Below are 14,823 nucleotides of genomic sequence, written 5' to 3' on the forward strand. Positions count from 1 at the left end.
CCGCCGCAATCTGGCACAACCGGGCAACCGGCCAGCCCGTGACCAGGTCACTCATCGCCTACGACCACTAACCGCGGTTAGGAATTACTCGTCTAGGCTCTTGGCCATGTCCCGACCCGACGGCCGAGCGCCTGACCAACTCCGTCCCGTGACCCTCACGCGCCGGTGGAGCATCCATCCCGAGGGATCGGTGCTCGTCGAGTTCGGCAATACGCGTGTGCTGTGCACGGCCAGCGTGACCGAGGGCGTGCCGCGCTGGCGCAAAGGCTCCGGCCTCGGCTGGCTGACCGCCGAATACGCGATGCTGCCCCGCGCGACAAACACGCGCGGTGACCGTGAGAGCGTCAAGGGCAAGGTTGGCGGCCGCACGCAGGAGATTTCCCGCCTGATCGGGCGAAGCCTGCGCGCCTGCATCGACCTCAAGGCGCTTGGCGAAAACTCCATCGTTCTCGACTGTGACGTGCTGCAGGCCGACGGCGGCACCCGCACGGCCGCAATTACCGGCGCATACGTGGCGCTGCACGACGCGGTGGGCTGGCTCGCCGGGCGCAAGGCCCTCGCGGGCAAGCCGGCCAACGTGCTGCACCGATCCATCCAAGCGGTAAGCGTCGGCATCATTGCGGGCGAGGCGCGCCTTGACCTCATGTATGACGAGGATGTCGCCGCCGAGGTCGACATGAACGTGGTGTGCACCGGCGAGGGCGACTTCGTCGAGGTTCAGGGCACCGGCGAGGCCAACGTGTTCCGCCGCGACCAGCTCGACGCCCTGCTCGACTTGGGCGTGCTCGGGTGCGCGGAGCTGGCCGCCGCACAGCAGAAGGCGCTCGCATCATGACCGCCCGGCTGCTGCTGGCCACAGCCAACAAGAAGAAGCTCGTCGAGCTGCAGCGCATCCTCGATGCCACGCTCGGATCGGGTGGCGTCGAGCTGGTCGGCCTCGGCGATTTCCCGGGCTACCCCGACGTGGCGGAGCCGGGCCTGACCTTCGGCGAAAACGCACTGATCAAAGCCCGTGAAGGCGTTTCCCGTACGGGCCTGCCCACGGTCGCCGACGACTCGGGAATCGCGGTCGACGCGCTCAACGGCATGCCCGGCGTGTTCAGCGCCCGCTGGTCCGGCACCCACGGCAACGACCAGGCAAACCTGGACCTCCTGCTCGGGCAGATCGGCGACGTGCCGGACGAGCACCGTGGTGGAGCGTTCGTGTGCGCGGCAGCCCTGGTGCTTCCGAACGGCCGTGAGCACCTGGTCGAGGGCCGGCAGAGCGGGCGGATTCTGCGCGCCCGGCGCGGAACCGGGGGATTCGGGTATGACCCGATTTTCCTGGGCGACGGGCAGGACAAGACGAACGCGGAACTCAGCCCGGTGGAAAAGGACGCGATCAGCCACCGGGGGAAGGCGTTCCGGGAGCTCTCGAAGGTGATTGCCAAGGAGTTGCCGCGCTGAGCTGATCGGCGTCCGGCCGCACGCGGCTGGGCCACCTCGATGCCGGCGGTAGCGCCGTGCGGCCAGGCGGCGGCTGGGCGCATTACCGCGAACGCCGCATGCCCCGGCACACGCCGCCGGCTGGCCATCCCCTGCGAAACACAACCTGGGTGAGTAGCGGGTGCTGACCAGCCGCGCGGGTGTTGTATGCGGCCTGTTGGCCATCCCGGATGACGGGTGGAACGACCTACTATCCACGGCGTGAAGCTTGCGGGGGTTGCGGTCGTCATGGCTCTCTTGCTCGGCGCTGGGGGCTGTGATCTCGTCGATGACCTGGATGATCCGCAGGTTGTCGAGATGGTTGCCGGGGGCGGGACGGAGGCTGCGGGTGCTGCGGTGAAGGCAGCTATCCGGGGCCGGCTCGTGCAGATGGTCATGGGGGCGACGGGGTGTTGCACGTCCTCACCCAGCAGGATCTGCGGCTCGTGATGTGGTCGGTGGCGGACGGGCGGCTGACCCGGGTGGCCGTATCAGACGTCGAGGCCGAGTACGTCAGTCAGGCCGGAGCGGGCACGGACGGGTTGGTGCGCGTCGCCTTGTCGAACGGCGAAGGCGGGGTCTGGCGGATCCGGCCGGACGGGTCGGCGAGCCGGGAAACCGTCCAAGCCGCCGGAAGCGAGCCGGGTCATCCCCAAGGAACCAAGAGCAGCACCGCAATAGACGGGCTGGCCTTCGACATGGCCGGGCGGACGTATGTCGCTGAGCGCCGCCCCCAGCCCGTACCCCATCACCTCGTCCGAACAGCAGGTAAAACCCTGCTGGGCCGCGACCTCACCACAGCCAGAGAATCAACCTGGGCCACCCCCAGCGCCCGCAACGGATTCCCCGAAGGCACCGCAGGCACGGCCATCACCGCCGAGGGCGCAGCCTCCCTGCCGGTGGCCGTGACCCCGAAGGGCACCCTCTACGCCGCCGTCACAAACGAACAGGTCATTGCGGTACGACCAGACGGCACCGCGCAGCACATCGCCGGCTCGGTTGAGGATGCCGCGGATTGGCCCGAGAAGCCGTTTGTCAGCCGGGGCCGGGGCACCGATGTTCCCGTTCATCTGGACCCGCATTCCGAGCTGGTCAGCGATGCGGCCGGCAACGTGTATTTCGTCAACGACACGTACCGGTGGGGCTTTCTTCCGGGGTCTTTCGACTGGACCGGAGACGTTTCCGATGCGCAGCGGGAGCTGCTGGTCACGTCGCGGGCCGAACGGGATCAGGACACCGAGGTGCTGCAGATCGATCCCGACGGCAACGCGGCAACTGTTGCCGGGCATGCCGACGCTGTGGCCGTACACGGGGAGTGGATTTATCTGGCTCGGGCCTTTCACGACGATCAGGGAGGCGATCGGGTGGTGGTGGTTCGGACTGCCAAGCGGTGACCGGGGGCGCGAAGGCGGGCGCCGAAGACCTATATGCACCGCGTGAAAGCACGGGGAATTGCCATCGTCGCCCTGCTCCTGCTCACCTTGGCCGGTTGTGGCGAGGATGACGCGCAAGCGGTCGAGGTTGTGGCCGGCGGCGGGCCGGGCACCAGCGGCACGGCGACGGAGGCGCGGCTCGACGGGCGGCTCATTGCCATGGTCAACGGCGGTGACGATGTGCTGCGGGTGCTGACCATGATCGACCAGCAGTTGATGCTGTGGACGGTCAAGAACGGTCAGCTGGCCCACACCGAGGTCAAGAACGTGTTCGAGGCCAAGTACATCAGCCAGGCCAGCGTCGGGCCGGACAACAACATTTACGTCTCGATCTGGAACGGCGACGGCGGCATCTTCCGCATCGACGCGGATGGCTCTTCGCGGCGCGTGCTGGGCGGCCGGGAAGCGACCGGGGAGGCGACGGACGGCAGTGCCGCGAACAAGGCGCGAGTGCCGCAAGCCGGAAGCGTGGGATTCGGTACGAACGGACAGCTCCTTTACACCGAGGACCTCGAGGTCAACTTCCCTCAGCTCCGCACCGTCGTCGGCGGCAAACTGAAGACCCTGGCCGGTTCCAGCAAGACCAGCCAGTACACCTCGGAGCGCGGCTTCCCCGACGGCACCCGGGCCACGGCCGTGCAGTTGGACAGCCCCTTCAACAACGCGATCGCGGCCGGTGGGGACGGCAACATCTTCGTCGCCACCGGGTCCAGTGCCATCGTGGTACGCCCGGACGGCACCGCTCGCAAGGTGATCGGGGTCAAGGACTACCGCCGGATCCCCGAGGCCCGCAAGCCGTTCGCCGACCGGGGGCAGGCCGCCGACCTCAGGCTCTACCTGTACGAAACCCGCTCACCCCGCGGCAGCAGCTCGATTCCGCGCAGCACTCCCAGCATGGTCGCCGACCAGGCCGGTGACCTGTATCTGGTGAACCGGGCCTCCGGGCTGGACGACCTGCCCGAATCCTTCAACTGGACCGGCGACGTCAGCGACGCCCAGCGCACCCTCCTGCAGGCTTCGAAGCGCCAGCGCACCGAGCAGACCGAGGTGCTGCGGATCAAGCCGAACGGCAGCGCGGCAACGGTCGCCGCGCACGCCGATGCCGTCGCGGTGGACGCCAACTGGATCTACCTGGCCCGCCAGTTCGACGACCCGGCGGGCACCGGCGAACGAGTCATCATCGTCAAAACCGAGAAGCGCTAGACCCTACGCCAGGGTCTCCAGCACGTCGGCCAGCGCCCGCACCCCGGCCGTGCAGTCCTCGTCGGGGGCGTGCTCGGCGGGGGAGTGGGAGACGCCCGTCGGGTTGCGGACGAACAGCATCGCCGTTGGTACGTGCGCCGACAGCACCCCGGCGTCGTGGCCTGCACCGGTCGGCAGGATCGGGGCGCCACCGAGGATGCCGGCGAGGCGTTCCCGCAACGCGTGGTCGAAGGCGACTTCGGGGGAGCTGGACTCCGGCTCAACCGCGAGCGTGGTGCCGTCGCGGCTGGCACGCTCGTGGGCGCGTTTGACGACCGCCTCCACCAGCCGGTCCAGCGTTGCGGTGTCCTCGGCGCGCGCGTCGAGCCAGCCGCGGACCAGCGACGGGATCGCGTTGGTGGCGTTGGGTTCGACAAGCACCCGGGCGATGGTTGCGTGCGCCCCGGCCAGCCGGGCCTCCTTGTTGGCGGCCAGCACCGTGTACGCGAACGTCAGCATCGGGTCCTGCCGGTCGGCCATCCGCGTGGTCCCGGCGTGGTCACCGGCGCCGGTGAAGTCCATCCGCCACCGCCCGTGCGGCCAGATCGCGCTGGCCACGCCGACGCTGGCGCCTAGGTCGTCGAGGGCCCGGCCCTGCTCGATGTGCAGCTCGACCACGGCGGACATCCGGGTCACCAGGTCGGGCAGAGCGCCGGCCGGCGGGGCACCGAGCGCCTCGGCGAAGGTGATCCCGTCCGCGTCGCACAGCTGGGCCGCCTTCTCCGGCGTGATGGCCCCGGTGAGCAGCCGCGAACCCAGGCACGGGACGCCGAACCGCCCGCCTTCCTCCTCCACGAACGCGGCGATCCCGATCGGTTTGGCCGGCGTGATTCCGCGTTCGCGCAGCAGGTCCACTGCCAGAAAAGCGCTGACAATGCCGAGCGGCCCGTCGTAACCACCGCCGTGCGGCACCGAGTCGAAGTGCGATCCGGTAATCACCGCGTGGTGGCCCCATGGCGTTCCCCACCAGGCGAACAGGTTGCCGTTGCCGTCCTCGGTGACATTCATGGATCGGCGCGCCGCCTGATTGCGGAACCAGTCGCGCAGCACGAGTTCGGGGGCGCTCAGGGCGTACCGTGAATAGCCGCCCTTGCTGTCGCGGCCGATGGGCGCGATTTCCTGCCAGAGTCGCTGAAACGTCGCGGTCACTGTGCCTCCGGGAGTTGCCAGCTTGTGGTGCGGCGACCGTGCTGCCAGACGGTCCGGACGAGGTGTACTCCCGGACGATAGGCCAGGTGCACGAAGGACGGCGCGTCAAGCAGAATCGCATCTGCCCGCGCACCTGAGGAAAGCCGCCCGATATCGTCGCGGCGCAACGCCCGGGCCCCGCCGCGGGTTGCCGCGAGAAGCGCTTCGGCGGGGGTCATGTGCATGTCGCGCACGGCCAGGGCGATGCAGAACGGAAGGGAGCTGGTGTACGACGAGCCGGGGTTGCAGTCGGTGGCGATCGCCCAGCTCACCCCGGCATCGCGCAGCCGGGAAATGTCCGGGAACGGCTGCCGGGTCGAAAACTCTGCCCCCGGTACGAACGTAGCAACCGTGTCCGACCCGGCGAGCGCGGCAACGTCGTCGCCGGACAGAAATGTGCAATGGTCAATGCTCGCCGCGCCCAGCTCAACACCGAGCTGGGCGGCCCCCGAAGGGCCCAGCTGATTGGCGTGCAACCGCAAACCCAGCCCCCGCTTGGCGCCCGCGGTCAGAATGGTGCGCGCCTGCTCGACATCGAACGCGCCTTGATCGCAGAAAACGTCGATCCACCGGGCCACCGGGGCCACGGCGTCGAGCATTTCCCCGGCAACCAGCTCGACGTAGGCGGCCGCCGACTCGGCTTCCGCGGGGACGACGTGCGCCCCGAGGAATGTCGTCTCACTGGTGAAACGGGAAGCGATGTCGAGAACACGGCGTTCATCGGGCACGCTGAGGCCGTACCCCGATTTGATTTCCATGGTTGTGGTTCCCGACCGCAATGCCTCGTCGAGCAGTTTCGCGGTGTGCGCCGTCAATTCCTCAGTGGACGCGGAACGGGTTGCTTCGACGGTTCGCCGGATTCCGCCTGCGGTGTAGGGCTGGCCGGACATGCGCGCGTCGAATTCGTCGGCTCGGTCTCCGCCGAACACCAGATGCGAGTGGCTGTCGACAAAGCCGGGCACGACCGTGGCTCCGCCTGCGTCCACGCTGGTGTCAGCCGCCGGGGCCGATTGCCGCGGCCCGAGCCACGCCACCTTGCCGTTGTCCAGCACCAGCGCCGCATCGTGCAGGATGCCCAGTGGCCCCTCGCCCGCGGCCGGATCGGCGGTGACCAACTGACCGATGTTAGTGATCAACTCACTCATCAGCAGCCTTCCACCGAGCGGAACAGCCGTGCCGCCCGGTCGAGATCGGGACCGGCCCGCAGCGCACCCTGTGTGATCACGGTTCGCACGTCACTCGCCGTAGCGGTCAGGACCAGTTCCTCGGGCCGGCTTCCCAGGGTACGAACCGAAGCCGCATCCACCTCGACAAGGTCAATCGAGGCGTCCTGCCGCAAGGCATGGTGACCGTCGGTGGTGCCCATCGTCCACAGCTCACCGGGCGTGAACACGCCGCGCTCCCCTGATGCGAGCCGGGCCCCGCGTTCGACCAGCCGCAGCTCCTCGAACGGGTCGATCGTCACGTGCTGATCGGAGCCAATCGTGATCCGCGCGCCTGCCTCGGCGAGGTCTCGTGCCCGCCCCAACCCGTCGCCAAGGTCACCTTCGGTGCTCGGGCACATCGCCACGGCAACCTCGCTTGCACCGAGGAGGCGCACGTCGTCATCGCTGAGGTGGGTGGCGTGCACGACCGTGGTGCGCGGCGACAACGCCCCGGCGGACTGCAACAACGCAGCCGGCGTCAGTCCCGTCTCCTGCAAGCATTCCTCGTTCTCGGCCGGCTGTTCCGACAGGTGCACATGCAGGGGTACGTCCTCCGGCAACCCCCGTACCGCCGCGGCCAGCTCCGACGGGGCCACCGCCCGTACCGAGTGAAATGCCGCCCCCAGCGTCGCCCCGCGCACCACCGCTCGCAGGTCGTGCCAGCGTTCCAGCCACCGCTCGACGTTGCCGTCACCGAACCGGCGCTGCTGCTCACCCAGTGGCCGGCCGAAACCGCCGTGCAGGTAGAGCGTGTCCAGCAAGGTGAGCCGGATCCCGGCGGTATGCGCCGCGGCGACCAGGGCGAGTTCCATGTCGTGCTTCGGGTACGGCGTCCCGTCCGCAGCATGGTGCACATAGTGGAATTCGCCCACCGAGGAGTACCCGGCGGCGACCATCTCGGCGTAGACCAGCGCGGCAACCTCGTACATCAGGTCCGGGTCCAGGCGCGCGGCCACCGCGTACATCTCGGTGCGCCACCGCCAGAAGTCACCGCCACCACCGTTGGTACGCCCGCGCAGCAGCCGATGGAAGGCGTGTGAATGCGTGTTGGCGAACGCCGGAACCACAGTGCCCAGCCGTACCTCAGCCGGTCCCTCGGTGCCGCCGGTGTCGAGCCACACGTTGTGCCGTACGCCCTCGGGCAGCACCAAGTGCTCGGCAAAGACCCTCACGGCTGCATCGGGATCTTGAGCCCGCGGTCCCGGGCGACCTCGGCGGCGCGCTCGTAGCCGGCGTCGACGTGGCGCATCACGCCGGTGCCCGGGTCGTTGGTCAGCACCCGGGCGATCTTCTGCGCGGCCAGCTCGGTGCCGTCGGCCACGGTGACCTGACCGGCGTGGATGGACCGGCCGATGCCCACGCCGCCGCCGTGGTGCAGCGACACCCAGGTGGCTCCGGACGCGGTGTTGAGCAGCGCGTTGAGCAGGGGCCAGTCGGCGATCGCGTCCGAGCCGTCCTTCATCGCCTCGGTCTCGCGGTAGGGCGAGGCCACCGAGCCGGAGTCCAGGTGGTCGCGGCCGATCACGATCGGGGCGCTGAGCTCGCCGGAGGCCACCATCTCGTTGAACTTGAGGCCGGCCAGGTGGCGTTCCTGGTAGCCGAGCCAGCAGATCCGCGCGGGCAGCCCCTCGAAGTGGACCTTCTCGCCGGCCGCCTTGATCCAGCGGGCCAGCGGTTCGTTGCCGGGGAAGAGGTCGAGGATGGCCCGGTCGGTCTTGGCGATGTCGGCCGGGTCGCCGGACAGCGCGGCCCACCGGAACGGGCCGCGGCCCTCCTCGAACTGCGGGCGGATGTAAGCCGGTACGAACCCGGGGAACGCGAACGCCCTGTCGTAGCCGCCGAGTTCGGCCTCGGCCCGGATGGAGTTGCCGTAGTCGAAGACGTCGGCACCGCGGTCAAGGAAACCGACCATCGCTTCGACGTGCTTGGCCATGCTCGCGCGGGCCGCTTTGGTGAAGCTTTCCGGGTCCTCGGCTGCGCGCTGGTGCCACTGCTCGACGCCGATGCCCTCGGGCAGGTAGCTCAGTGGGTCGTGCGCGCTGGTCTGGTCGGTGACGATGTCGATCGGCGCGCCCATCGCGAGCAGCTGCGGGAAAACGGTGGCCGCGTTGCCGACCACACCGACCGACAGCGCACGGGTTTCGTTCTTCGCCGCGGTTACCTTGGCGAGGGCCTCGTCGAGGTTGCCGGTCATCTCGTCGAGGTAGCGGTGCTCGACGCGGCGGCGCAACCGGGCCGCGTCCACGTCGACCACCAGCACCGCACCGCCGTTGAGGGTCACGGCCAGCGGCTGAGCACCGCCCATCCCGCCGGCCCCCGCGGTCAGAGTCAGCGTGCCGGCCAGCGAAGTAGCTCCGCGCTTGGCCGCGACGGCAGCGAACGTCTCGTAGGTGCCCTGCAGGATGCCCTGGGTGCCGATGTAGATCCACGAACCGGCGGTCATCTGGCCGTACATGGTCAGCCCGGCCTGCTCGAGGCGGCGGAACTCCGGCCAGTTCGCCCAGTCACCCACCAGGTTCGAGTTCGCGATCAAAACCCGGGGAGCCCATTCATGGGTACGAAAAACGCCCACCGGTTTGCCCGACTGCACCAGCAGCGTCTCGTCAGCCTCAAGCTCGCGCAGGGTCGCCACGATCGCGTCGAACGCCGCCCAGCTACGCGCCGCCCGCCCGGTGCCCCCGTACACGACCAGGTCATCGGGGCGCTCGGCCACCTCGGGGTCCAGGTTGTTCATCAGCATGCGCATCGGCGCCTCGGTCTGCCACGACTTCGCGGTGATCTGCGAGCCGCGGGCGGCCTTCACCGCACGCGCCCCCAGGGAGAAGTCCGTCATTTGCCAAGTCCCTTTCAGGCGAGGGGGCCGGCGGCCCGGCGGGCGGCGGCCAGCAGCGATCCGGAGCGAACGGCGGCGGTCACGGCCGCGATGTCGGGGGCCAGGAAACGGTCGGCGCCCGGACCGGCGACCTTTTCCCGTACGGCGTGCAGCACCTGGCCGGTGGCCGGGCCGGGTTGCAGCGGGGCGCGCAGGTCGATGCCCCGGGCAGCCGTCATGATTTCGATCGCGAGCACCTGGGTCAGCCCGTCGATCGCCTTGCGGAGCTTGCGGGCCGCGGCCCAGCCCATCGAGACGTGGTCCTCCTGCATCGCCGAGGACGGGATGGAATCAACCGACGCGGGGGCGGCCAGGCGCTTGAGTTCGCTGGTGATGCCGGCCGCGGTGTACTGGGCGATCATCAGCCCGGAGTCGACGCCGACCTCGTCGGCCAGGAACGGGGGCAGGCCCTGACTGCGGTTCTGGTCGAGCATGCGGTCGGTGCGACGCTCGGAGATGCTGGCCACATCGGCGACGGCGATGGCCAGGAAGTCGAGGACGTACGCCACGGGCGCGCCGTGGAAGTTGCCATTGGATTCCACCCGGCCGTCCGGGGTGACCACGGGGTTGTCGATCGCCGAGGCCAGCTCACGCCCGGCGATCAGGCGGGCATGCTCCACGGTGTCGCGGGCGGCGCCGTGCACCTGCGGGGCACAGCGCAGTGAGTACGCGTCCTGCACCCGGGTGCACTCCGGACCCTTGTGGCTGGCGATCAGCGGCGAGTCGTGCAGCAACGCGCGGTAGTTCGCCGCCGCCGCGGCTTGCCCGAGTTGCGGGCGCAGCGCCTGCAGATCCGCGGCGAACACGGCGTCGGTGCCCAGCAACGCTTCGACGCTCATCGCGCCGGCGATGTCGGCGGCCGGCATCAGCCGGTCCAGGTCCGCCAGGGCGAGAATGAGGTGGCCGAGCATGCCGTCGGTGCCGTTGATCAGCGCCAGGCCCTCCTTCTCGGCGAGCAGGACCGGTTCGATGCCCGCCCCGGCCAGGGCTTCGCCGCCGCTGACCAGCCGGCCGTCGCTGGTGCGGGCCTGGCCTTCGCCCATGATGACCAGGGCGCAGTGGGCGAGCGGGGCGAGGTCGCCGGAGCAGCCGAGCGAGCCGTACTCGTGGACCACCGGGGTGATCCCGGCGTTGAGCACGGCGGCGTAGGTTGTGGCGACTTGTGGCCGTACCCCTGTGCGACCGGTCAGAAGAGTGGAAAGCCGCAGCGTCATCAGCGCCCGGACCACCTCGCGCTCGACCTCCGGACCGGAGCCCGCGGCATGCGAGCGGACCAGGCTCTGCTGCAGCTGGGTCCGGCGGTCGGTCGAAATGAACGTGGTGGCCAGCGCCCCGAAGCCGGTGCTGATCCCGTAGTGCGGTTCCACGTCGTCGGCGAGCGCCTCGATCAGCTTACGTGTCCCGGCAACGGCAGCAAGCGCCGTCTCATCGATATTAATGGATGCATTGTCGCGGGCGATGGCGACCACGTCAGCAAGCGCAGGGGCGGCCGCGCCCAGGGAAACCGAGGCGGTCCGGCCGGTAGTGGTCGAGGTGAGGGCCATGCCTTCATCCGAGCACAATCTCAGCGCGCGAAGGAGGGCGTACCCGCGATCGGTGTCCCACATGTGAGACTGACGGGCGTGCAATCGCCGGCCGCCCACCACACCCTGCGGATGCTGACCTACCTGTCCACCCAGCGCGGCCCAGTAGCCGCCGCCACCATCACCGCAGCCCTCGGCCTGCCGCGCTCAACGGTGTACCGGCTGCTCGGCATCCTGGAGGAGCACGGGTTCGTCATCCACTACCCGGAGGTCGAGCGCTACGGCATCGGCATCGCCGCGTTCGAGATGAGCTCCGGCTTCGCCCGCCAAGAGCCCCTGGCCCGTCTCGGCGCCCCCATCCTTGCCGCCCTGGTCGACCGCGTGGGCCAGTCCGCGCACCTCTCGGTGCTGCACGGCCGTGACGTGATCTATCTGGTTGAGGAGCGCGCCCCTCGCCGCCCGCCCCTGGTGACCAACGCCGGTGTCCGGCTGCCCAGCCACATAACCGCCAGCGGCCGCGCTCAACTGGCCGCGCTGCCCGACGGCCAACTCCGCGCCCTGTTCCCGAACCGGGCCGCTTTCGCCGACCGCGGCGAAACGAGCGTCACCCGCCTGTCGGAGTTGCGGGCGGTTCTGGTCCGCGAGCGGCGGCAGGGGTACGCCTTGGAGGACGGCGAGGTCACCGAGGGCCTGGTGTCGGTGGCGGTGGTGATCCGGGACCGGTCGGGCTGGCCGGTCGCGGGGATTGCGGTGACCTATCCGCAGGACCACGTCACCGACGCCGAGCGGCCGGGGCTGGTCGACGCCGTCCGCAGGCACGCCAACGAACTCGCCCGCCGCATCCGGGGCCTGGAACTCACCCCGCAGGCCCCCCGTTAGGCCGGATTCTTTGTCACCCGCGTTTGTCGAACCGGCTCGTTTAATGGGTTGGCCCGGATGATCAGGTGCTCTACCGTTCGGGTCATGACGTACTGACAGGCACCCACGCTTCCTTGCTGAACACCCATGTCTGAAGGACCGTCATGCCCGTCACCGTCTTCGCCTCACCCTCCAGCTGGATCGAGTCGTCTGCGCTGGACCAGTGCCACCAGGTCGCCGCGCTTCCCGGGATGCTGCACGTGGCCGCAATGCCCGACCTGCACCCCGGTAAGGGTGCACCGATCGGCGCGGCGATGCTCTCCACCGTGCTCTATCCGTTCCTCGTCGGCGCCGACATCGGCTGCGGCATCGCCGTCTATCCGGTCAGCCTGCGCAAAGCTGTTCCCGAGCGGCTGGCTCGGCGCTTTCCCAACCTTGATGCCGAGCCGGACGACGACGACCCCGCCTGGGATGTCATTGACCGCGCGGAACTGCGGGGGCACACGAGCGGCTTCGGCACCGTCGGGCGCGGCAACCACTTCGTTGAGCTTGCCAGGATCGAGAAGACCGATGACCTGGTGCTGATCGTGCACAGCGGCTCGCGGGGGCTCGGCGAGCGGATTCTGCGCGCGCACACCGAGCAGCATGGTGCTGGGCCGGCGGCCGATCCGCAGGCCTATCTGGCCGCGCACGACCATGCCATGCGTTGGGGGTCGCTCAACCGGCGCATGCTCGCCGAGCGGGTGGGCGACGCGCTCGGCACCCGCATCGGCGAGCCGATCGTGGATGAGAGCCACAACCTGGTCGAGGTCGTGGACGGCTGCTACCTGCATCGCAAGGGTGCCGCTCGGGGGGACAACCGCAGAGTCCTGATCGCCGGTACGAGGGGCACGCGCTCGTACCTCGTGTCCGCCCACGCCGGCGCGCACGCCAACTACTCGGTCGCGCACGGTGCTGGCCGCAAGATGTCCCGGGCTGATGCGTTGAAACGGGGGCAGGCCAAGCACACGGTGCAGGAGCTGCGCCGCACGCCGCTGGGTTCGCAGGTGGTGTGCGGTGACCGGCAACTGCTGTTCGAGGAGGCTCCGACGGCGTACAAGCGGATCGAACACGTCATCGATGACCTGGTCGAACACGGGCTCGTGACCCCGGAGTACGCGACCGTTCCGCTGGTCACGTACAAGACGCCGGAGAGCGCCCGCGTGCGACGCTGAAGTCATGCGGATCGCGTCGCTGCACACGTACCCCGTCAAGGGTTGTCACCGCCTGGACCACGACCAAGCGGTAATCGAGCCGTGGGGTTTCGCCGGCGACCGCCGCTGGATGGTCATCGACTCCGACGGCGTCGGCATCACCCAGCGGCAGGCGCCGGCCCTGACCCAGCTGCACGCGGTGCCGCAGCCCGGGGGAGTGCTGCTCAACGGCGTGTTCGTCGCCGAACCCGTCGACGGCCCGAAGATCATGCTGCGTGTCTTCAGTTCCAAACCGCCGGTAACCGCCCGCCTGGCCGCCGGTGGCGAGGCGTTACTGACCGGCCTGCTGGGCCGGCCGGCGCGACTGGCCTGGCTGGCCGACCCGACCGCGCGCCCGATCCAGAACAACGCGCAGCCGGGCGACCGGGTCAGCTTCGCCGACGGCTTCCCGGTGCAACTGGCGAACGAGGCCTCGCTGGCCGCGCTCGGCCTCGACGTCCCCATGACCCGCTTCCGGCCCAACATCGTGGTCACCGGCGCCGAGGCATGGGCCGAGGACGGCTGGCTCGGCGGGCGCCTCACCATTGGCGGCACCACGTTCCGCGCGGCCGAGGCGTGCGGGCGCTGCCTGGTGACGACCATCGATCAGGACACCGGAGAAGGCGGCCAGGAACCATTGCGTACGCTCGGCCGGCTGCGCCGCGTCAACGGCAAGCTGCTCTTCGGCCTGCTCCTCATCCCGGACATCCGCCCCGGTGAGACAAGAATCATTCGCCAGGGTGACGCCGTCTTAAGCGTTTCTTAGAGAGGTTGCCGCCGGGCGTGCCGCCCCGCAGCATTGCTCGGCGTGACCGCTCATCGCCGCCCTCGCCCCCGCTGGCTGCCCGGACCCCGCTGGCTTGCGTCCGGTGGCGCGGTTCTGCTCGCCGGGGTGCTCGGCGTGGCCCTGCTGCTGCAGAACGGTGGCGGCGCCTGCGCGGCCCCGCCGTCGAGCACCGGACACGAGGGCAAGGCGACCTTCTACGACCTGGCCGGCACGCAGGGCAACTGCTCGTTCGACCCGCCCGCCGATGACCTGTACGTCGCGCTCGGCGTCGACCAGTACTCCGAGGCGCTGTCCTGCGGCAGCTACATCGACGTCACCGGGCCCAAGGGCAAGGTCCGCGTCAAGGTGTTCGACAAGTGCCCCGAATGCACCCCGGGCTGGCTGGACCTGAGCCGTACCGCGTTCAAGAAGATCGCCAGCGAGTCGCAGGGCGTCGTGCCGATCACGTACAAGGCGGTGCCCAACGCGGCAACGCCGGGACCGCTGACGATCACCTTCATGGAGGGCGCGTCACAGTACTGGTGGGCCATCCTCATCGACAACCACGCCAACCCGATCCAGAAGGTGCAGGCCAAGGGTCCGGGCGGTAGCTGGATGACGGCGGGTCATGAGGACTACAACGCCTGGCTGATCGACCGGCGGACCGGCCCGGGTCCGTTCCAGGTCAGGATGACCGACATCTACGGCAACGTCGCCACGGCCAAGAACATCAAGCTCACCCCATCCAAGAGGCAGCAGACGCCGGTACGTTTCGCCGGCTCCTCCGGTGCCGCCGCCGACGCCGGTGCCGCCACGAAGTCGTCGAAGTCGTCGTCCTCGCCGGCTAAGTCCGCGTCGCCTGCCACGTCCGCGTCGCCCTCTGACTCCGCGCTGCCTTCCAACTCCGCACGGCCCTCTGCGGCCGGGCTCCCCTCCCCGGCAAAAACAACGGCAATTTCGGAAACACCCGTTTCTCCAGACCTGGCCCTCGCGGCGGCAGTGCCAACCCCCCCCCCCGCCACATGCTGAACCCCAGCCGC

13 protein-coding genes are annotated in these 14,823 nt (G+C 69.5%); 8 read left to right on the top strand and 5 right to left on the bottom strand.

Features of this window, described 5'->3' with window-relative positions:
- Window positions 1-106 precede the first annotated feature (106 nt).
- From rph to TFC3_RS05930, 4 genes are all read left to right on the top strand, one after another.
- On the top strand, window positions 107-835 hold the full coding sequence (gene rph, locus TFC3_RS05910; RefSeq protein ID WP_067496658.1) for a ribonuclease PH: 729 nt from the start codon (window positions 107-109) through the stop codon (window positions 833-835).
- Entirely contained in the window at window positions 832-1,446 is a 615-nt protein-coding gene (gene rdgB, locus TFC3_RS05915; protein WP_067496661.1) for an RdgB/HAM1 family non-canonical purine NTP pyrophosphatase, read from the top strand. Before rph ends, rdgB begins: the two co-directional genes overlap by 4 nt.
- A 428-nt stretch (window positions 1,447-1,874) precedes the next feature.
- Window positions 1,875-2,858 (top strand): hypothetical protein, encoded by a 984-nt coding sequence (locus TFC3_RS05925; RefSeq protein ID WP_153040109.1) that lies wholly within the window; start codon window positions 1,875-1,877, stop codon window positions 2,856-2,858.
- Window positions 2,859-2,900: 42 nt separating this feature from the next.
- A complete protein-coding gene (locus TFC3_RS05930; protein ID WP_153040110.1) occupies window positions 2,901-4,100 on the top strand; it encodes a hypothetical protein in 1,200 nt (399 codons plus the stop codon).
- Window positions 4,101-4,103: 3 nt separating this feature from the next.
- Here TFC3_RS05930 and TFC3_RS05935 read toward each other — a convergent pair whose 3' ends face one another.
- Genes TFC3_RS05935 through hutH form a run of 5 tightly spaced genes read right to left on the bottom strand, consistent with a single transcriptional unit; the run spans window position 4,104 to window position 10,948 of the window.
- A complete protein-coding gene (locus TFC3_RS05935) occupies window positions 4,104-5,288 on the bottom strand; it encodes an allantoate amidohydrolase (protein WP_369819576.1) in 1,185 nt (394 codons plus the stop codon).
- A complete protein-coding gene (gene hutI, locus TFC3_RS05940) occupies window positions 5,285-6,472 on the bottom strand; it encodes an imidazolonepropionase (RefSeq protein ID WP_067496677.1) in 1,188 nt (395 codons plus the stop codon). The genes TFC3_RS05935 and hutI overlap by 4 nt, the downstream gene beginning before the upstream one ends.
- A complete protein-coding gene (locus TFC3_RS05945) occupies window positions 6,472-7,704 on the bottom strand; it encodes a formimidoylglutamate deiminase (RefSeq protein WP_067496680.1) in 1,233 nt (410 codons plus the stop codon). Before TFC3_RS05945 ends, hutI begins: the two co-directional genes overlap by 1 nt.
- Window positions 7,701-9,365, bottom strand: a complete 1,665-nt coding sequence (gene hutU / locus TFC3_RS05950) for a urocanate hydratase (protein WP_067496683.1) — start codon at window positions 9,363-9,365, stop codon at window positions 7,701-7,703. The genes TFC3_RS05945 and hutU overlap by 4 nt, the downstream gene beginning before the upstream one ends.
- A gap of 14 nt (window positions 9,366-9,379) precedes the next feature.
- Window positions 9,380-10,948: a histidine ammonia-lyase gene (gene hutH, locus TFC3_RS05955; protein ID WP_067496686.1), complete on the bottom strand. Its 1,569-nt coding sequence runs from the start codon at window positions 10,946-10,948 to the stop codon at window positions 9,380-9,382.
- A 78-nt stretch (window positions 10,949-11,026) separates the two neighbouring features.
- Between hutH and TFC3_RS05960 the strand changes: the two genes are divergently transcribed.
- From TFC3_RS05960 to TFC3_RS05975, 4 genes are all read left to right on the top strand, one after another.
- On the top strand, window positions 11,027-11,806 hold the full coding sequence (locus tag TFC3_RS05960; protein ID WP_201787119.1) for an IclR family transcriptional regulator: 780 nt from the start codon (window positions 11,027-11,029) through the stop codon (window positions 11,804-11,806).
- Between the two features lie 143 nt (window positions 11,807-11,949).
- Entirely contained in the window at window positions 11,950-12,999 is a 1,050-nt protein-coding gene (locus TFC3_RS05965) for an RNA ligase RtcB family protein (protein ID WP_067496689.1), read from the top strand.
- Window positions 13,000-13,003: 4 nt separating this feature from the next.
- On the top strand, window positions 13,004-13,783 hold the full coding sequence (locus TFC3_RS05970; protein ID WP_067496691.1) for an MOSC domain-containing protein: 780 nt from the start codon (window positions 13,004-13,006) through the stop codon (window positions 13,781-13,783).
- A gap of 42 nt (window positions 13,784-13,825) precedes the next feature.
- Window positions 13,826-14,812, top strand: a complete 987-nt coding sequence (locus TFC3_RS05975) for an expansin EXLX1 family cellulose-binding protein (RefSeq protein WP_067496694.1) — start codon at window positions 13,826-13,828, stop codon at window positions 14,810-14,812.
- The last annotated feature ends 11 nt before the right edge of the window (window positions 14,813-14,823 follow it).

The sequence above is a fragment of the Actinoplanes sp. TFC3 genome (assembly GCF_001553785.1).
Taxonomy (GTDB): Bacteria; Actinomycetota; Actinomycetes; order Mycobacteriales; family Micromonosporaceae; genus Actinoplanes.